Annotated in this window: 19 protein-coding genes and 1 other annotated feature; of the genes, 1 reads left to right on the top strand and 18 read right to left on the bottom strand. The window is 45.0% G+C overall.

Features of this window, described 5'->3' with window-relative positions:
- Positions 1–11: 11 nt before the first annotated feature.
- The 10 genes from araQ to V6D41_RS03465 form a co-directional block, all read right to left on the bottom strand.
- Positions 12–857, bottom strand: a complete 846-nt coding sequence (gene araQ, locus V6D41_RS03420) for an arabinose ABC transporter permease AraQ (protein WP_148962294.1) — start codon at positions 855–857, stop codon at positions 12–14.
- A complete protein-coding gene (locus V6D41_RS03425; protein WP_148962295.1) occupies positions 858–1799 on the bottom strand; it encodes a carbohydrate ABC transporter permease in 942 nt (313 codons plus the stop codon).
- Positions 1800–1834: 35 nt separating this feature from the next.
- Entirely contained in the window at positions 1835–3136 is a 1302-nt protein-coding gene (locus V6D41_RS03430) for an ABC transporter substrate-binding protein (protein ID WP_333517282.1), read from the bottom strand.
- Positions 3137–3166: 30 nt separating this feature from the next.
- The gene (gene egsA / locus V6D41_RS03435; protein WP_333517283.1) at positions 3167–4351 is read right to left on the bottom strand and encodes a sn-glycerol-1-phosphate dehydrogenase; all 1185 of its coding nucleotides are present in this window, start codon (positions 4349–4351) and stop codon (positions 3167–3169) included.
- Positions 4348–5166 carry an HAD-IIA family hydrolase gene (locus V6D41_RS03440; protein ID WP_333517284.1) on the bottom strand — a complete coding sequence of 273 codons (819 nt, stop codon included), beginning with the start codon at positions 5164–5166 and terminating at the stop codon, positions 4348–4350. Before V6D41_RS03440 ends, egsA begins: the two co-directional genes overlap by 4 nt.
- On the bottom strand, positions 5144–5833 hold the full coding sequence (gene araD, locus V6D41_RS03445; protein WP_333517285.1) for an L-ribulose-5-phosphate 4-epimerase: 690 nt from the start codon (positions 5831–5833) through the stop codon (positions 5144–5146). The genes V6D41_RS03440 and araD overlap by 23 nt, the downstream gene beginning before the upstream one ends.
- 13 nt (positions 5834–5846) lie before the next feature.
- Positions 5847–7532, bottom strand: a complete 1686-nt coding sequence (gene araB, locus V6D41_RS03450) for a ribulokinase (protein ID WP_333517286.1) — start codon at positions 7530–7532, stop codon at positions 5847–5849.
- 15 nt (positions 7533–7547) lie between these two features.
- Positions 7548–9038: an L-arabinose isomerase gene (gene araA / locus V6D41_RS03455; RefSeq protein WP_333517287.1), complete on the bottom strand. Its 1491-nt coding sequence runs from the start codon at positions 9036–9038 to the stop codon at positions 7548–7550.
- 310 nt (positions 9039–9348) lie between these two features.
- A complete protein-coding gene (locus tag V6D41_RS03460; protein WP_333517427.1) occupies positions 9349–10317 on the bottom strand; it encodes a glycoside hydrolase family 43 protein in 969 nt (322 codons plus the stop codon).
- Between the two features lie 155 nt (positions 10318–10472).
- Entirely contained in the window at positions 10473–11558 is a 1086-nt protein-coding gene (locus V6D41_RS03465) for a M42 family metallopeptidase (RefSeq protein WP_333517288.1), read from the bottom strand.
- A gap of 183 nt (positions 11559–11741) precedes the next feature.
- Between V6D41_RS03465 and ysdB the strand changes: the two genes are divergently transcribed.
- Positions 11742–12134 (top strand): sigma W pathway protein YsdB, encoded by a 393-nt coding sequence (ysdB, locus tag V6D41_RS03470; protein ID WP_333517289.1) that lies wholly within the window; start codon positions 11742–11744, stop codon positions 12132–12134.
- Positions 12135–12150: 16 nt separating this feature from the next.
- On the opposite strand, the gene V6D41_RS03475 is transcribed toward ysdB, so the two are convergent.
- The 8 genes from V6D41_RS03475 to lytS all read right to left on the bottom strand — a co-directional run bounded on the left by V6D41_RS03475 (position 12151) and on the right by lytS (position 17768).
- On the bottom strand, positions 12151–12420 hold the full coding sequence (locus tag V6D41_RS03475; protein WP_333517290.1) for a DUF1294 domain-containing protein: 270 nt from the start codon (positions 12418–12420) through the stop codon (positions 12151–12153).
- Between the two features lie 55 nt (positions 12421–12475).
- Positions 12476–12835: a 50S ribosomal protein L20 gene (gene rplT / locus V6D41_RS03480; RefSeq protein ID WP_333517291.1), complete on the bottom strand. Its 360-nt coding sequence runs from the start codon at positions 12833–12835 to the stop codon at positions 12476–12478.
- Positions 12836–12866: 31 nt separating this feature from the next.
- Positions 12867–13067 carry a 50S ribosomal protein L35 gene (gene rpmI / locus V6D41_RS03485; protein ID WP_003184267.1) on the bottom strand — a complete coding sequence of 67 codons (201 nt, stop codon included), beginning with the start codon at positions 13065–13067 and terminating at the stop codon, positions 12867–12869.
- A 12-nt stretch (positions 13068–13079) separates the two neighbouring features.
- Complete coding sequence (gene infC / locus V6D41_RS03490) at positions 13080–13601, bottom strand: translation initiation factor IF-3 (RefSeq protein WP_071543361.1); 522 nt, start codon at positions 13599–13601, stop codon at positions 13080–13082.
- A gap of 56 nt (positions 13602–13657) precedes the next feature.
- Positions 13658–13788: a sequence feature (ribosomal protein L20 leader region), on the bottom strand.
- 205 nt (positions 13789–13993) lie between these two features.
- Entirely contained in the window at positions 13994–14689 is a 696-nt protein-coding gene (gene lrgB, locus V6D41_RS03495) for an antiholin-like protein LrgB (RefSeq protein ID WP_105990237.1), read from the bottom strand.
- A 20-nt stretch (positions 14690–14709) separates the two neighbouring features.
- Entirely contained in the window at positions 14710–15150 is a 441-nt protein-coding gene (gene lrgA / locus V6D41_RS03500) for an antiholin-like murein hydrolase modulator LrgA (protein ID WP_087992402.1), read from the bottom strand.
- A 133-nt stretch (positions 15151–15283) separates the two neighbouring features.
- Entirely contained in the window at positions 15284–16009 is a 726-nt protein-coding gene (gene lytT / locus V6D41_RS03505) for a two-component system response regulator LytT (protein ID WP_333517292.1), read from the bottom strand.
- Positions 15987–17768 (bottom strand): two-component system sensor histidine kinase LytS, encoded by a 1782-nt coding sequence (lytS, locus tag V6D41_RS03510; protein ID WP_333517293.1) that lies wholly within the window; start codon positions 17766–17768, stop codon positions 15987–15989. The genes lytT and lytS overlap by 23 nt, the downstream gene beginning before the upstream one ends.
- Positions 17769–17879: the final 111 nt, after the last annotated feature.

The following is a 17879-nucleotide window of genomic DNA, read 5'->3' on the forward strand; positions in this document are numbered from 1 at the left end:
TTCCTCCTTCATTAACCTTTGACTCCCCCTACCGTCAGGCCGGAGATAAAGTATTTTTGGAAAAATAAGAAAATGATAATGACCGGCAAAATCGCAAATACTGAGCCGGATATGAGCATGTCATAGTTGTTTCCGTAAGGGCTCAGCAAGCTGGACAGCCCAATTGGAAGCGTAAACATTTCTTTCGAACGAAGCACAATCAACGGCCATAAGAAGTTGTTCCAGCTGTTTAAGGACTGGAGGATAATCATCGCGCCGAAGGCCGGTTTCATCAGCGGCGCCATAATCCGGAAAAAGATCCCGAATTCCGTACAGCCGTCCATCCTTGCAGAGTCCAGCAGATCTCTTGGAAGACCGAGGGCATACTGCCTGAAAAAGAAAACAGCTACCGGTGAAACGATGAATGGCAGGATGACACCCGTATACGAATCGATCAAGTGCAATCCGACGGTCAGCTTAAACAACGGAAGCATCATTACTTCAAGCGGAACCATCATAATAATCAGCACAAGAACAAAGATGATATTCCTGCCCTTAAATTCGTAAACCCCAAGCCCGTACCCAATCATCGAAGAAAAAAACAGAGTGAGCACGGTCGTGAAAATCCCAAGCACAAGACTGTTAAAAAACCATTTGAAATAAATACTGCCCCCATTAAACAGAAATGTGTAGTTATCAAAACTCATCACTTTTGGATCAATATCAACATTCAGCCCCACACGCAAAAGCTCAGATGACGGCTTTAATGATCCTAAAAGCAAACAGAAAATCGGAAAAATATACAATAGGCTCAGCATAATAAAAAACAGGGTAAGCGCGATTTTGTAAACGCTGTACTGAGGACTGTGCCGCAACATTTATCCCTCCCCCTTAAACGAGCCTGACAGCTTTAACGAAATCAGGCTGACAACAAGTATCACAATCAAAAGCACAATACCGATGGCCGCTCCGTATCCCATTTCATTGTAGGCAAGCCCCTGCTGGTACAAATACCCGACAAGCGTCAGACCGATATTACCTGGGGAATTATTTTGCCAAAGGACGTAGCTTTCCTCAAACATCCTGAATCCGCCGATGATGCTGATGGTTAGCACATATACAGATACAGGCTTGAGAAACGGCAGCGTAATGTGCCGGAATTTTTTCATCGTATTCGCGCCGTCAATATCGGCGGCTTCGTACAGCTCTTTCGGCACATTTTGCAGGCCGGCCAAAAAGTAAAGGATGTTGATTCCCATCCATCTCCACGAAGCAAGCAGCACCATCAAAAACATGCCGGTATGTTCATTGTTCATCCAGTTCTGAGGTGAAAAGCCAAGTTTGAGTAAGATGGAATTGGCCAGCGACGTTTCCATTTCCCCGAAGATCAGCCGAAAAATGATCCCCGCCACAATAGTGGAAGTCAATGCCGGAATGAATAGCGCTGATTTGAATATATTTCTGAATTTGACCAGCTTTGAATTCAGGAATATGGCCAGAAGCAATGGGACAGGAATCAGCACAATCAGCGTCCAAAAGGTGTATTCCAGCGTATTCCAAAGGGCGGTATAGAACGTCGGATTGTTTAGCGCAGTGTAATTGGACAATCCGACAAACGTTACCTCTCCCGGCAATATTCTTTGAAAGCTCATGATGAAGACGCTAATGATGGGGTATAAAAAAAATACGAGAAAGGATAAAACGAATGGCGCTGTAAACAGATAGGGCGCCGCTTTTTTGGAATAAAATAGATCTCGCCAGCCTGATTGTTTCGCAGCTGAGGGAACGGGATGAACCGTTCCCGTTTTCACAGGTTTCATGAGAACCTCCCCGCTTTCACTTTTTGAATGGGATTCTATTTCTGTTTCAGTTCACCTGCCGCTCTGTCCAAGGCTTGCTTAGGCGTTTTTTGCTGAGATTTAAGTGCGTCGAACAATACGCTTCTGTTGACAAGGTCTGAAGCCTTGGCAAAATCCTCGTGTAAATAAATCGGATTGATTTCGTCCTTGATATCGAGCAGCATAGAAAAAATGCCTGTTCCGTTTTGGAAGTAATCCGTGTATTTGTTTTTCTCCTTCAATTCCTGAGAGCTCCAGACATCCCAGCGAAGCGGGTCAAACCCGAGTACGCTCCAAAGCTTTTTGTTTCCTTCTTTAGAGCCCTTCGCAAAGGCCAAAAACTCTTTTGCTAACTCAACATGCTTGGATTGCTTCGGCACAACAGTTGCCGTACCGCCCAAACCTGCCGAACGGTCGCCCCCCTCTTTCCACGCCGGAAGCGGCCGGATGGCAATCTTCCCTTTCAGATCAGGCATATAATCTATGAACCTTCCCATATACCAAATCGGCATCAGAACCGACGCTGCTCCGCCTTGGTTCATAAAGCCGTAATATTCTTCACTGTGATGCCCGCCGCCCGGTGCGGCAATCATCGTTTTATCATTAATCATGTCCTTTAAAAATTGAATTGTTTTTACATTGGTGTCATTATTAAGGATCAGCTTGCCGTTTTTATCAAAATAACCTGATTTTTGCTGTGAAATCATGGATAAGAACGTTGCGGAATCATTGGTTTCCACCGTTCCCATCGGCTTTCCGGTCACTTTGCGCACTTTCTGCCCGGCTTTATGGTAATCATCCCATGTTTTGATATCATCAGGATTGACATCGGCTTTTTTCATCACATCCATGTTATAAAACATCACTGTCGTTCCTACATGCGTATCCAGCCCGTAAAGCTTGCCGTTTTTGCTGTACAAGGTAAGCCGCGCCTCAACGAATTTATCGCGGTCCTTTTCAATCAGCGGAGTCAGGTCGGCAAGCGGTATGTCAGAGCCCTTTAAAAAGTTTGAAAAACGGGCCAATTCGACATCGGCAATATCAGGGACGCCTTCTCCCGCAATTAAGGAGATAGACAAATTATCGTGCATTTGCCCATATGGATAAACGACCGTATTCAGTTTAATTTTGCGGTCAGGATATTTTTTGTTCCATTCCTTCACCATTTCTACATAAAACTGCTCATGAAGTCCATTAAAAGTCCAAAAGGTCAGCTCGGTTTCACCCGATTTCCCGGATGATCGTTCTGCTGAACACCCAGCAATGAATAATGTCAGCAGCATCATGAGCACAAGAAAACAGGCAGTCATTTTTTTCATTTGCGTTACCCCTTCCATTCGAGGTGCGGGCTATTCATATAGACCATGATTGATCAGCGTTTTGTTTTCATTGATGATTCTTAATCCGGTGCAGCGGTCTCTTAATGTGTGCGCGTGTCTGAAGGCATTCTTGACGGAATCCTGCCCGACACCGATTTCGTCAAAAAACGCAGGGCCTCCTGCTGATCTCAGCCAATCGGTCAGCACTTCTCCTTCCGGGAGCGTTTCATAAGCCGATTGAATGGCTTGCCGCCAGCGCGGAGAAAATTCGTTCAGTCCGTCATCCTGGGCGAGCTTTCTGTATGTGTCAGTTAATAACACAGCGGCACAGCCCACCTTTGCCCCATGGAGAATCTGAGGCCGGTTTTTCTCCATTAATTCCATCTCAATCCAATGGGAAATATGATGCTCTCCGCCTGATGCCGGGCGGGAATGATCTAAAGCCAGCATGACAAGACCTGATACAATTAAAGATTCCATTAAAACCTGTATGCCTGTTTCCGTTTTCATCGCAATGTCTTCTGTGTGTGCGATACAGGCTTCCAGCGCCTCCTGAACGATCTTAGCCCCCGCTGGAGAATAAGGCTCGCCGGCAAGGTGGCGGGATATTTCCCAATCAGCTAAAGACGTGATTTTCCCGAGCATGTCGCCAAATCCAGCCGCAACCATTGACTGGGGTGCCGCTTTTAATAGATCCAGATCAGCGAACAGAGCGGACGGAGCCTTCGTTTGGATGGTTGTTTTCGTACCGTATAAAATAAGCGGCGCCCCGGCTGACGTAAATCCGTCTACAGATGGAGCAGTCGGATAGGAAATAAATGGCAAATCCCTCTGAAACGCTGCGAAGCGCACGATATCATGAATCGTGCCCGAACCGACCGCGATCATAACATCTGTTGTTTTTTTCGTATGGATCAGCGCATGAATGAGCGAGCGTTCATCAGCTGTCACATCTCCGGCTTCATTTTCCGGAATGATCAGGCACTCAGCCTGAAACCCTTCTTGATGCAGGCGGTTTTCCAAATCGCTTCCCGCAATGCGATGTGTATTCGAGTCGCAGACAAGGACAATCTGTTTGTTGTTTTTTCTTTTTACATAATCCAATAGCGAATCAGCTGCTTGTTTGCCGATAACAATTTCTTCAACTTCTATAGGAAGTGTCTTTTCTCCGGCGAGTTCAAAAGCTTGCTCAACGTCAGCTGCGATACGATTCATAACAGAATCCCCTCCTCAGCCAATTTGGTTATATCCTTAATGGATTCCAGCACATAATCCGGCGTGTACAAACGCTGCTCACCCGGTTTCGCAGAACCAGTAAGCACTAAGGCGCTTTTCATGCCATAAAGCTTTCCCATCGCAATGTCAGATTCAATACCGTCTCCGATAATCAGGCATTCCTGTGCGGACAGCCCCATTGCTGTACAGGCAGCCTCCGCCATCAACCATGACGGCTTTCCGACAACAAGCTCTGTTTTTGCTTGAGCGGAAGCCTCTATCGCTCCGATCATACCGGCCACATCGATCGCATTGCCGTCTTCATTCGGAAAGGAGCGGTCTTTGTTTGTAGCCATGATACGAGCGCCGCCAGCGGCAGCTTGAAAGGCTTGATTTAAATCTTCGTACGTGAGTGTTTCATGAAGGGAGATCACAAGCCAATCCGCTTCCTTCGGTTCGTTCGCGTGCTCTACACCGGCCAGTCTCAGCTCGTCTGCCAAGCCTTGTTCTCCAAGCACCCACACTTTTGAAAAACGATAATGTTTCTTCAGAAAATCTGCTGTGACACTTGACGACAGAACAATGTCGTTTACATCAGCTTCAATCCCCGCGCCGAGAAGTTTTTTTCTGCACATGGCACGGGAGATATTCCCCCGATTGCTCAAAAAGACGATTTTCTTCCCCATTCCCCGAAGCGTACTGATTGCTTCTCTTGCCCCTTCAATCAATTCATTTCCTCTGAATACAGTACCGTCCAAGTCAATCAGAATGCCGGCCGGTGACACAGCGGAATCATGACTGGCCATAATACGCATTTGCTCCGTGTTTTCGATAAAAATGCTTTTCGTGAAGGACTGTATTGATTGGGTTTACATCCTTGTTCAGCATCACGGAGTGATAGGCCATTTCCGCAACTGTTTCTAATACAACTGCGTTATGGATGGCATTTAAAGCGTCCGTGCCCCAGCAGAACGGGCCGTGGTTATTCACGAGTACGCCCGGCACCTGTTCATAGTTATGGTGATGAAAGGTTTCAGCTATGACTTTTCCTGTATTCAGTTCGTAATCATGGATGATTTCTTCATCGTACATCTCTCTTGTACACGGAATCGCACTGTCAAAATAATCAGCATGTGTCGTGCCTAAAGGCGGTATGTCTCTTCCCGATTGCGCCCAGCTTGTCGCCCATTGAGAATGGGTATGGACAATTCCTCCGATGTTCGGAAAGGCTTTGTACAAATAAACATGAGTAGGTGTATCTGAAGAAGGCTTGAGCGAGCCTTCGACGACCTCTCCTTCAAGGTTCAAAACAACCAAGTCATCAGCTGTCAGGTCGCTGTATTCGACTCCGCTAGGTTTGATGACAATTCTTTCTTTCTCACGGTCAATGCCGCTGACATTTCCCCACGTAAAGGTTACCAGCTGATGCTCTTGAAGCTTCAGGTTGGCAGCCAGCACTTCTTTTTTTAATGTTTCAAGCATGCTCCATCACCCTTTATGAATTCTTTTTGGCGGCAGATGAAAATTGAAGATTTTTGATTGTTTTCAGACGCTTCATCACATGGTTTTCTTTTCCGAAGTAGTGAACCAGTTCTTTATATTCAGCGTACAATTTTTCATACACCGCGGCGTTTTCGGCGTTTGGCGTATAAGATATATCTTTCAGTTTCCCCATGTGCGCCGCTGCCTCTTTGATGTCATTGTATCCGCCGTTTTCTTTACCTGCGGCAAGCGCGCCGAAAATGGCAGATCCTAGGGCAGGCGCTTGCGGGGAACCGGAGATTTTAATGTCCATATTTGTCACATCCGCATAAATCTGCATGACAAACGGGTTTTTCTCAGCAATTCCGCCGGCTGCGTACAGCTCCTCAATCGGAACCCCGCTTTCTTTGAACGTTTCGATAATCATCCGGGTTCCGTAAGCTGTCGCTTCAACTAAAGCTCTATACATCTCTTCAGGCTTTGTCAGCAGCGTCATGCCAAGCAGCATTCCTGTTAAATCAGCATCAACAAGGGTTGAACGGTTTCCATTCCACCAATCCAAAGCAAGCAATCCGCTTTCACCCGGCGCATGAAGGTTTGCCTTCTCACTCAGCAACTCATGAATGCCAATGTTTTTTTCCTCTGCTTCCTTTTGATACGCTTGCGGGACACATGTCTTCACAAACCAGTCAAAATGATCACCGACACAGGACTGCCCGGCTTCATAGCCCGCATAACCCGGAAGAATTCCATTGTCCACGACACCGCACATACCGGGCACGATATGCACCTCTTCGCCTAGAAGTACATGGCACGTCGAGGTTCCCATAATCATCAGCATTTTCCCCGGCTCTGTGATGCCGACCGCCGGTACGGAAACATGGGCGTCCACATTGGCAACCGCGACAGCTGTCCCTGGAAGAAGGCCTGTCAGCTGTGCCATTTTTTCAGTAAGTCCTCCCGCTCTTTCCCCTACTGAATGAATAGAACCTGCTAATTTGCCCTTTGTAATCGTTTTCATTAAAGGATTTAATTTGTTAAAGAAATCATCTGACGGATAGCCCGCTTTTTCACTCCAAATCGCTTTATATCCTGCTGTACAATTACTTCGCTTGAGCGAGCCGCACAGCTGGTACACGATCCAGTCTGCAGCCTCGATGATCCGGTCAGCCGCTTCATAAATGTGAGGCGCTTCTTCAGCAACCTGCATGACCTTCGGAATCATCCATTCTGATGAAATTTTTCCTCCGTACCGCTGTAAAAAAGCTTCTCCTTCTTCTTCCGCGATTTGATTGAGCCGATCAGCATGTTTTTGAGCCGCATGATGCTTCCAGAGCTTCACATAGCTGTGCGGCTCCTCTTCATATTCCGGCAGCATGCATAACGGCTGCCCTGTACTGTCAACAGGCAGGATTGTACATGCCGTAAAATCAATACCAATCCCGATAATGTCTTTCGGTTCAACACCCGTCTGTTCGAGTAAAGACGGAATGGTTGTTTCCAAGACTTCGAGGTAATCAGCCGGATCCTGCAGCGCCCAGTCCCGCGGCAGCTTATGACCCGTTTTTGGAAGGACGGTATCGATGACAGCATGCCTGTATTCTTTTACAGCAGCCGCCAGTTCCTCCCCTGTTTCGACATGAACGAGCACCGCTCTTCCTGATAAAGTTCCAAAATCAACTCCTACTGTGTAAGCCAAGTGGCATCCCCCTTTCTACTTTTGAAGCCGGTAAAGCGCCTCGTTCCATTTTAATTCGTGTTTCAGCTTGTGAATTGTCGTATCACGGGAAATGAGAACACTTTCGATTCCCGCCATTTCTGCCCAATCGAGCATTTGCTCCACTGTCAGTTCATAAGACAAGCAGGTATGGTGTGCGCCGCCGGCTAAAATCCATGCCTCCGCCGCTGTTTTCAATGATGGCTCCGGCTTCCAGAGAACACGGGCCACTGGCAGATGCGGCATATCTTTTTCTATTTCTTGTCCGTTAACTTCATTCAAAACAAGGCGGAAACGCCCGCCGATATCAACAAGGCTTGCTTGAATAGCTGAACCGCTGATGCCGTTAAATACAAAACGTGCAGGGTCCTCTTTTCCCCCGATAGAAAGCGGATGAACCTCAATTTTCGGTTGATCCAAAGCGACAGTCGGACACACTTCCAGCATATGTGAACCTAGAATCATTTCATTTCCCGGTTCAAAATGGTACGTATAATCTTCCATGAAGGACGTTCTTTTTCCTTCAGCCATGATTTTCATCATTCGTACAAGGGCCGCCGTCTTCCAATCTCCCTCACCGGCGAATCCGTAGCCCTTCTCCATCAGGCGCTGTACGGCAAGTCCTGGCAGCTGTTTCATTCCGTGCAGCACTTCAAACGATGTCGTAAATGCCGTGTATCCGCCTTGTTCAAGAAAAGCGGTTAATCCAAGTTCAATTTTCGCCTGTTCTTTAATGGACGCTACCTTTGCTTCGTCACGTTTTGTTTCCTCGCTGATCACATAGAGCCGGTCATACTCCGCATAGAGCGTGTCAACCTCGTCGTCGGTGATGCGGTTCATCACCTCTACAAGGTCTCCGATGCCATACCCGTCAACCTGCCAGCCAAATTGAATATGCGCCCCCACCTTGTCTCCGTCCGTTACCGCGACGTGACGCATGTTATCTCCGAATCTGGCAACCTTAATATATCTGCTTTCATTTAATGCAGCCGCCGTATCCATCCACTGGGAAATCTCTTTCTTCACTTCTTCATCATCCCAGTAGCCTGCAACGACTTTCCGGCTCAGACCCATTCGCGAGTTGATGTAACCGTACTCACGATCGCCATGTGCGGATTGGTTGCTGTTCATAAAATCCATGTCAATCGTACCCCAAGGGATATCGCGATTATATTGAGTATGCAAATGCATAAGCGGTTTTTGATAAGAAGAAAGACCTTCTATCCACATTTTTGCGGGAGAAAATGTATGCATCCATGTAATGATGCCAGCGCATGTCTCACTGTACTCCGCTTCTCTTAACAGCTGTCTGATGGTTTCCGATGAAGTGACGACAGGCTTGTGAGTGATTTTATATCTGGTAGAAACCCCGCTGAGCCCCTCGCAAATGCTTTTCGCATGCTGATCCACCAGTTCCAGTGTCTCTTCCCCGTATAGGTGCTGGCTTCCTGTTACAAACCAGAATTCATAATCCTTTGTCTGAAGCATGTAATCTGCCCCTTTCTTCCTATAGTAAAACGCTTTCAATTACCCAAACAGATACGGACTAATAACAAAAAATAAACTATTAACAATTAATTTGTACGAACAACTTTATTATATTAGTAGGTTTATTGACTGTCAATCATTTTTGTATTCTTTTACAAAAAGAAATGATTGGTTACTAGGTTTTTAGGTGAAAAAACGTATTCTTAAAACTATGATTTTTCTGTCAATTCATCTTCCGATTCCGCTTTCCATTAAAAAAAGCCCTGATGTATCAGGGCTAAACAAAGAGATGTGAACGATTGGCTTTATCTTAATAAGACGGCCAGCCTGAACTCCAATTCAAATCATTGATTAACATCTTTGGTATGCCGTTGTCTTTTGCATCATAAGCATGACGCACGAGTATGTTCCCGTTTACGATATCCTGTCCGCCCGGCCCTCTCCACTGTTCATTGCCGGCATCAAGAATCGTACCTCCTCCATTCATCATGCTTCTACCGTTTCTGTCTACATAAGGACCTGTAATATTTTTCGATCTGCCGTAAGCAATTTTGTACGTACTATTTACGCCTTCACAGCATTTATCGAATGAAACCATTAAGTAATAGTAGCCATTATGGTATGTTAATGTAGGGGCTTCCAGAGCACCGCCGTTATTTGGTCTGGCCGCTATTGAATATAATGAACCAGTCGGTTTCATCGTAGATTTATTTAATTTTGTTAATTTAATTCCGCCCCAAAATGAACCGAATGCTAGCCAAGGGTTTCCATCTTTATCAATGGTTAACTCAGGATCAATGGCATTATAATTATTGGCACTTGTTGACCGAGTAACTAGCCCTTCATCCTTCCAGTTGCCCGAACTGAGATTAGTAGCTGAAGCAAGGCCAATTAAAGAGGTATTGCTTCCAAACGAAGAAACAGAATAGTAAAGCCAGTACTTTCCGTTGTAATATGTCACATCCGGAGCCCATTGGTTTCGTTCGAAATTAGGCACGTATTGGCGCCACCATGATAAAGGACTGGTGAAAATGGATTTTTGAACTCTCCATACCCCGTTGCTGTCCGCTTTCAGTACGCGAAGTCCGTTTTCATCTGAAAGCCCTGTCCCGAAAGCATACCAAGTATTTCCTTCCTTTGCCATCGTCGGATCATGGAGAAGCTCATTTGATGCTCCCCAAAAAGCGGCTGATGCCGGTAAAGCGGACAACATCACAGCACCAGCTGTTAAAGCTGCGCAAGAAAAACGCAATAAACCAGAAAACGCTTTCTTTTTCATATTCATCAAATCCCCCTTTTTTTGAGATATAGAAAACTTGTCTATCATCCAGACTAGCACATATTTTCTATATATAACCTTATTGTAGGGTTACTTATTGAATTTGTACAGACAAAAAAATAGAATCCGCCTTTTATAGCGGATTCTGATGATTTTTATTCATATGTGATTTGGTCAACTGTCTTTCGATCTAACTTCTTAATGACTTCTGTAATTAATTTGACCGCATTTTCATAATCATCACGATGCAGCATAGCCGCGTGTGTATGAATGTAGCGGGTTGCAATGGTAATGGACAGCGCGGGAACACCATTTGCCGTCAAATGGATGGCTCCCGAATCAGTTCCGCCGCCGGCAATGGCATCAAATTGGTACGGAATGCCCGCTTCCTCCGCCGTAGCGACAACGACATCTCGCAAACCTTTGTGAGAAACCATGGATGCATCGTACACGATAATCTGGGGCCCTTCGCCCATTTTACTTTGCGCTTCTTTCTCAGAAATCCCAGGCGTGTCTCCTGCTATCCCTACATCAACACCAAACGCAATATCAGGCTGAATGGTGTATGCTGCTGTTTTCGCTCCTCTCAGGCCGACTTCCTCCTGCACAGTTCCCACGCCATACACAATGTTTGGATGAGCTGTGTTTTGTAAATTTCTTAACACATCAATGGCAATCGCACAGCCGATGCGGTTGTCCCACGCCTTCGCCAAGAGGAATTTTTCATTGTTCATGACTGTAAATTCAAAATGAGGAACGATCATATCTCCCGGAAGCACACCCCATTCCAAGGCTTCTTCTCGGCTTGAAGCTCCAATATCAATAAACATCTCTTTTATTTCCACTGATTTTTTTCTCGCTTCAGGAGATAAAATATGAGGCGGCTTTGAGCCGATAACCCCTGTGATTTCCCCTTTTTTCGTCACGATGGTTACACGCTGAGCCAGCATCACCTGAGCCCACCAGCCGCCAACGGTTTGAAAACGGATAAAGCCTTTATCAGTGATTTGCGTCACCATAAAACCGACTTCGTCCAAATGCCCGGCAATCATAATTTTCGGGCCGTTTTCCGCACCTGTTTTTTTGGCGATTAAACTGCCCAGACGATCTGTTGTCACTTCATCAGCAAATGGTTCTATGTATGATTTCATCACTTGCCTTACTTCTCTCTCATTGCCCGGTATGCCTTTTGCATCTGTTAAATCTTTCAGCATGGTCAATGTTTCATCTAATTTTGCCATGTTCCAAAACCTCCTTCATCAGTCCTGCATTCTTATTATACAAAACCTGACGCTAACCATACGACTATTTCACTTGAAAATCGGGTATATGTTTTTAGAACTTTTCTTTTAAAAAAGTGAAACCTTTTTCTATGCTCTTCGTATTACATCAGATCATCACAATAAGGGAGGTGCCTTCACACAATGTTTGTCATGGTTCTAAGGATTATAGTACTTGCACTTTTTGCTTATTGTATTTATGCCGCGGTCAAATATGTCGCCAGTCCAAAGAGAAGGCTCAAACTGGCCCAATCAAAAGAACATTTTTATATTATTGATGAACAGAACAATGCCCGTAAGAACTTTCAACTGACGTATAAAGGCGTGCTTTTTGAAGGAGAAAAGCATATTCCTTCCAAAGATCATCCGCTGTTTATCCATACCATTTTTGTCTGGACAGAATCTCCTGAGAAGCTGAAGCATTTGTCTGCAAAAGATTTTGAGAACATTGAAGAAAAAGTGCTGGAACGCTATCCGAATTGTAAGATTGACTGGGACCAGCCCATTAAACTCGCAAAAAAAGCAGAAGAGCGCTAAAACGCTTTTCTGCTTTTTATAAATCAAACGGGCTGTAATAAATGCCAATCAAGACCGCTTCAATCAACAGAAGAAGCGGCACTCCATACTTAAAAGAGACGTGCTTCGTTTTATGTCTGAAGGTTTGCATGCCAAGCCAGACACCGAATGCTCCAAACACGATCGCTATCAGCCACAGCCTGTCTTCAGAAATTCTCCATTTGTGCTGCTGCGCTTTTCGTTTGTCAGCCCCCATCACCCAAAAACCGCACAGATTTATCAGCACCAAATAAACAGCAATAACCATGTTGCCCCATCCTTTATATAAAAAAGCCGCTCTGCTGGAGAGCGGCTCTATATGATTACTTGTTTAATTGAGATTTAGCAGTATCAGCAAGCTGATTGAATGCAGTAAGATCGTTTACAGCAAGATCAGCAAGCATTTTACGGTTTACTTCGATACCAGAAAGCTTAAGACCGTGCATTAAACGGCTGTAAGAAAGACCGTTCATGCGAGCAGCTGCATTGATACGAGTGATCCAAAGCTTACGGAAGTCACGTTTTTTCTGACGACGGTCACGGAAAGCGTAGTTTCCAGATTTCATGACCTGCTGGTTTGCTACTTTGTATAATCTATGTTTTGAACCGAAATAACCTTTTGCTAATTTAAGAACTTTTTTACGACGCTGACGCGACACAGTTCCGCCTTTTACTCTTGGCATTAAATTTCCCTCCTAATTGTTCCTTGTCCGATTACTTGATGTTAGCAAGCTGTTGTTTGATGCGTTTGAAGTCTCCTGCGCTTACAACAGCACTCTTGCGAAGCTTACGCTTTTGCTTTTGAGATTTGTTGGCGAATAAGTGACTTGTATATGCGTGAGAACGTTTTAACTTCCCAGAACCTGTCTTTTTAAAACGTTTAGCAGATCCGCGGTGAGTTTTCATTTTTGGCATGGGATTTCCTCCTTATTGCTTTTCGTTTTTCGGCGCGAGCATTAAAAACATGCTGCGGCCGTCCATTTTTGGTTTTGTTTCGACAGTCGCAACCTCAGCACATGCTTCAGAAAAACGGTCTAGTACACGCTGGCCGATTTCTTTATGAGTAATTGCGCGTCCTTTAAAGCGGATAGAAGCTTTCACTTTATCGCCTTTTTCAAGGAATTTAATCGCATTGCGCAACTTCGTGTTAAAGTCGTGCTCATCGATTGTCGGACTTAATCTAACTTCTTTTAAGTTAATGATTTTTTGATTTTTGCGTGCTTCTTTGTCCTTTTTCTGCTGCTCGAATCTGAACTTTCCGTAGTCCATGATGCGGCAGACAGGCGGTTTTGCATTTGCTGCAACTAACACAAGGTCAAGATTTGCGCGGCCGGCGATTTCAAGTGCTTCCTGACGGGACTTGATTCCAAGCTGGTCGCCATTTTGTCCGATTAAGCGGACCTCACGTGCACGGATACCCTCATTAACCAATTGATCTTTGCTAATAATGAGCCACCTCCATAGTTTCTTCGAATTGATTCACACTCTTTTGACTGCATTCTGCAGGCAAACAAAAAGTGCGGGCATTATAAAACACCCACACTACGAACATCTGTATCAATAAAAATGTACGGTCAACCTGCCAACTACATGCATGTGTCAATCAGGTGAGAAGCGGGTGCTTCTGCTTGTGATTTATATTCAATTCAATAACTATTCTACACAATGCCGGATCTTTAGTCAAGGATGACTTCTCCGGAACAACTTTCTCATTGTAACATGGGTTTTCTATGAGTGCAAGAAAGAAAAAGAAAATCTTTGCATTCTCATCCAGAATGTAAAGTGTCTGAACCAGTCAGCTACACATCATAAAAGACAAAGCCAAGGCTATCAGCCTTGGCTTATCCTCCGATCAGCTGCACGAATACAGGGATGACCAGAACCGTTACCACTCCTACTACGACAACAGCAATACTTGCCATCGCAGCTTCGACTTCTCCCATCTCGATACCGACCGCTACACCGAGTGCATGTCCGGACGTTCCGAGAGCCAAGCCTTTAGATATCGGATTCTTTACTTTAAACACCTTCAAGAACAACGCCCCGAGCGCATAAACAATAACAGCGTTAAAAATAACCGCAAAGGCTGTGATGTCGCTGATGCCTCCGATGTCTTTTGATAAAGGAAGTGCAATTGCCGTTGTAGCCGCCTGCGGAAGCATGCTTTTCATCACTGACGCATCGAGGTGAATGCCTTTTGCGAGCAAATAAACAATTGTGACAGAGCAAATAGAGCCAACGATAATAGAGGACATGATTTGCCACCAGTATTTTTTCAGCTTATCTCTTTGTTTGTACAAAGGAATGGCAAAAGCGATCGTTGCCGGTTCAAGGAAAAACTTAATGATTTCTCCCCCGTTATTATAGTCCGCGTAGGAAAAACCGCCGATTTTTAAAAATGCGATCCCAAGCACCATGGCAACAAACAAAGGAGTGAAAAGGAAGAAGCCTTTCGTTTTCTTAAATAAAAAAGTGCCGATGCCGAATGCAGCCAGTGATACGACAATTCCGAAATAAGGACTCATTGTGCTTTCCATCTGCTGAACCTCCTGTTTCCTTAATGGTGAACGAGTTCGTTATTGTTCTGCGGGCTTTGCACTGTTTTTGTTTTCATGTCCGCTGCGGATTTGCGTTTTCCGCTTAGCGAAAGAATCAGCTGAGAAAACAATCCTGTAGCCCCCAACAATATAATCGTTGCCAGCAGAATGACAAGAACAATTTGCAGGCCGTATTGCTGCATCACACCAAGCGAATTCATAACAGATATACCTGACGGGACAAATAAAAATCCGATCAAAGAGGTTAAAGACGTCCCGAGCGTTTCTACTTGTTCCAGTTTAATAACTTTCAAACATAATAGGAGAAATAATAAGACCAACCCTACAACCGATGCCGGGATAGGAATTGGGACAATAGCGGCAATCATATTCGAAACCAGCATAATGACGGCAAAAATAAATGCTTGTGTTAAAAACCCGTACACTTTTTTAGCACTCATTTTCTTCACCTCTTTCTCTTTAGTACCCCCATTATAAATAAGAACAACCTGTTATAAAGCGCTTACAAGGTAACATGCCGAATTACGGGACTGAGTTGCAGAATCAAATGGCTGAAATGCAAAAAGCCGCCCATCAAATATGGAGCAGCTTTTTCAATTCCTTTGCGTATGTCCGGCTCACCGGTATTTTCGATCCGTCTTTCATGATCAGATTATATGTAGAATTAAACCATGGCTGAATTTCTTTAATATATTCGGTATTGACGACAAAGCTCCGATGGACGCGGATAAAATCAGCATCAGGCAGCTTTTTCTCAATGACAACGAGCGTATCGCTGACTGTATAAGAATTTTCGAAGGTTTTTACATTGACGTGACCATCTTCCGTTCCGGCATAGACAATGTCCTTCGTATCTGCGATCACAATTGATTCTCCGACAGATAGCGCCAGTTTGTGCTGGCCGGCATGGCTGCTCTGATCTGTTTCACCAATATCCCGATTGACTTTTTTATATTTTTTTAACGTTTGCTGAATTCTTTCCTCATCGAAAGGCTTGGTTAAATAATCTAAAGCGTCCACCTCAAACGCTTTGAGCGCATATTGGTCATACGCCGTCGCAAACACAACAGCAGGAGGATGCTTCATTTTCTTCAATCGCTTAGCAATATCAAAACCGTTTTCTCCCGATAAATCAACGTCTAAAAACAGCAAGTCAGGTTTTTGATCCATCATTTGGTCAAAAGCAGATTCGATATTTTCCGCTTCATTGATTTCCATTTCCTCATTGGTCCGCTTGAGCAAGTAAGCTAGTTCATCCCTCGCTAGCATCTCATCATCAACTATTAACACCCTGAGCATGTTCTTCTCCCTCTTTCATCTGTTGCATTGGCACTTGAAAGGAAACCTCTGTCCCTTTCTGAACCTCACTTTTGATATTCAGTGTAGCCTGCTGACCGAATAAACCAATCAGCCGCTGGTTCAGGTTATAGAGCGCTGTACCGGTTCCCTCCTTAGACGGAAACGGTTTCTTTCCCAGATCCGGCAGGACGTCCGGCGGAATTCCCCGTCCGTTATCCGTCACCTTCATATAGACGGATGTAACATCAGATAAGACACAGACCGTAACTTTGCACATGTCTTGTTTTTTCGGAAACGCATGCCGAAGCGCGTTCTCCACAAGCACCTGTAAAACAAACGGAGGGATTTCAATCTGCTCCAGCCTGCTGTCAATATTGAGTTCAATCTTATATTTCCCGGGAAAACGCGCCTGTTCTAATGACAAATAGGCGTGAAGGTGGTTCAGCTCCTTTGAGAGCGGAATTAGCAGCTGCCTCGCTCCTTGAAGGTTTGAACGAAAATAAACACTGAGCTGCAATAAGAGCTTCCGGGTTTTTTCAACATCCGTGCGGCATAATGCAGAAATCGTGTTGATCGCATTAAATAAAAAATGCGGATTCACCTGTGCTTGAAGCGCTTTGATTTCAGCATCTTTGAGAAGCTTGCTTTGCAGCTCTGCTTCCCCAAGCTCAAGCTGTGTCGAAAACAGCATGGCCAGCCCCTCAGCAAGCTCCTCCTCTACCTGGCTCAGGCCTGCCGGGCTTTTAAAGTACATTTTTAAGGTGCCGATTGTATTGCCGTTTGATGTCAGCGGCAGGACAATCGCCGCGTGCAAGGGACATTCAGCATGCGTGCATTCAATCTCTTCCTGAGTAACCGCCTTCATGATTTCTCCTGTTTTGATCACCTTTTTGGAAAGGCCGGTGATCAAGCTTTTTGATGGAATGTGATGATCTATTCCCGCGCCGACATGCGCAAGGATCTTCTCATTATCAGTGAGAGAAACAGCATCTGTTCCGGTCAGCTTATGGATAATAGCCGCCACACTTTTACAGGAGCTTTCATTTAATCCTTGGCGAAAAAAAGGAAGCGTCTGGTCAGCAATCGTCAGCACTCTGTGCGTTTCAAGCGCCCTTGCCTGCTCTTCCTTGCGAATGATCGCTTGAATAATCGACAGGAAAATAAAACTGCCTGTTCCATTGATGAGTATCATCGGAATCCCGATCATGCTGACAAGCTCCCAAGCGTCACTAAACGGCTTCGCCATCAGCAAAATAATCACCATCTGCAGTGACTCCATTCCGATTCCCACAAGAGCGGCGATTCGCGGTGTCGGCATTCGGTAGCGCTTCGTAAAATACCGTCCGATCAAACCTGCTAGAACACCCGCTAAAACCGATGATACCGCACAGCTTAAGGCCGTGCTGCCGCCGAGCGAAAAACGGTGAAGGCCCGCCAGTACACCGATTCCCGCCCCTACAAACGGTCCTCCGAGAAGGCCTCCGATTTCCACGCCCAAAATACGGGTATTCGCGATAGAGCCCGACGGATCTATCGCAAACACCCAGTCATTGTTTACAATCATATTTTTTTGAATTTCGATGCCTGTATAATTGCTGATGATGCTGAAGAGAGAAAAAATAGAGATTAAAACCGCTTTTCCTTTATAGCCGTCCAGATTCTGAAGAGCTTGCCTGAAAAGCTTCGTATGGGCGAGAATAAACCCCAAAATCACAATAATCCCTACCCTTTCAAGCATCATAATCATTAAATGAATCATGCATGTCACCTATTCTTTCCGTTTTCATTCTAGCATGTTTTCGATCAATGAGCTTCATGGCTGACTGTTTTTTTAAAATCATCTGAAAACATATTTCACAAGGCTTTTATC

The sequence above is a fragment of the Bacillus sp. 0102A genome (assembly GCF_036765155.1).
Taxonomy (GTDB): Bacteria; Bacillota; Bacilli; order Bacillales; family Bacillaceae; genus Bacillus; species Bacillus subtilis_G.

Excerpts from the sequence above, each read along its gene's own strand:
- araQ (WP_148962294.1), bottom strand. The coding sequence starts at position 857 with ATGTTGCGGCACAGTCCTCAGTACAGCGTTTACAAAATCGCGCTTACC.
- V6D41_RS03425 (WP_148962295.1), bottom strand. The coding sequence starts at position 1,799 with ATGAAACCTGTGAAAACGGGAACGGTTCATCCCGTTCCCTCAGCTGCG.
- V6D41_RS03430 (WP_333517282.1), bottom strand. The coding sequence starts at position 3,136 with ATGAAAAAAATGACTGCCTGTTTTCTTGTGCTCATGATGCTGCTGACA.
- egsA (WP_333517283.1), bottom strand. The coding sequence starts at position 4,351 with ATGAATCGTATCGCAGCTGACGTTGAGCAAGCTTTTGAACTCGCCGGA.
- V6D41_RS03440 (WP_333517284.1), bottom strand. The coding sequence starts at position 5,166 with ATGCGTATTATGGCCAGTCATGATTCCGCTGTGTCACCGGCCGGCATT.
- araD (WP_333517285.1), bottom strand. The coding sequence starts at position 5,833 with ATGCTTGAAACATTAAAAAAAGAAGTGCTGGCTGCCAACCTGAAGCTT.
- araA (WP_333517287.1), bottom strand. The coding sequence starts at position 9,038 with ATGCTTCAGACAAAGGATTATGAATTCTGGTTTGTAACAGGAAGCCAG.
- V6D41_RS03460 (WP_333517427.1), bottom strand. The coding sequence starts at position 10,317 with ATGAAAAAGAAAGCGTTTTCTGGTTTATTGCGTTTTTCTTGCGCAGCT.
- V6D41_RS03465 (WP_333517288.1), bottom strand. The coding sequence starts at position 11,558 with ATGGCAAAATTAGATGAAACATTGACCATGCTGAAAGATTTAACAGAT.
- ysdB (WP_333517289.1), top strand. The coding sequence starts at position 11,742 with ATGTTTGTCATGGTTCTAAGGATTATAGTACTTGCACTTTTTGCTTAT.
- V6D41_RS03475 (WP_333517290.1), bottom strand. The coding sequence starts at position 12,420 with ATGGTTATTGCTGTTTATTTGGTGCTGATAAATCTGTGCGGTTTTTGG.
- rplT (WP_333517291.1), bottom strand. The coding sequence starts at position 12,835 with ATGCCAAGAGTAAAAGGCGGAACTGTGTCGCGTCAGCGTCGTAAAAAA.
- rpmI (WP_003184267.1), bottom strand. The coding sequence starts at position 13,067 with ATGCCAAAAATGAAAACTCACCGCGGATCTGCTAAACGTTTTAAAAAG.
- lrgB (WP_105990237.1), bottom strand. The coding sequence starts at position 14,689 with ATGGAAAGCACAATGAGTCCTTATTTCGGAATTGTCGTATCACTGGCT.
- lrgA (WP_087992402.1), bottom strand. The coding sequence starts at position 15,150 with ATGAGTGCTAAAAAAGTGTACGGGTTTTTAACACAAGCATTTATTTTT.
- lytT (WP_333517292.1), bottom strand. The coding sequence starts at position 16,009 with ATGCTCAGGGTGTTAATAGTTGATGATGAGATGCTAGCGAGGGATGAA.
- lytS (WP_333517293.1), bottom strand. The coding sequence starts at position 17,768 with ATGATTCATTTAATGATTATGATGCTTGAAAGGGTAGGGATTATTGTG.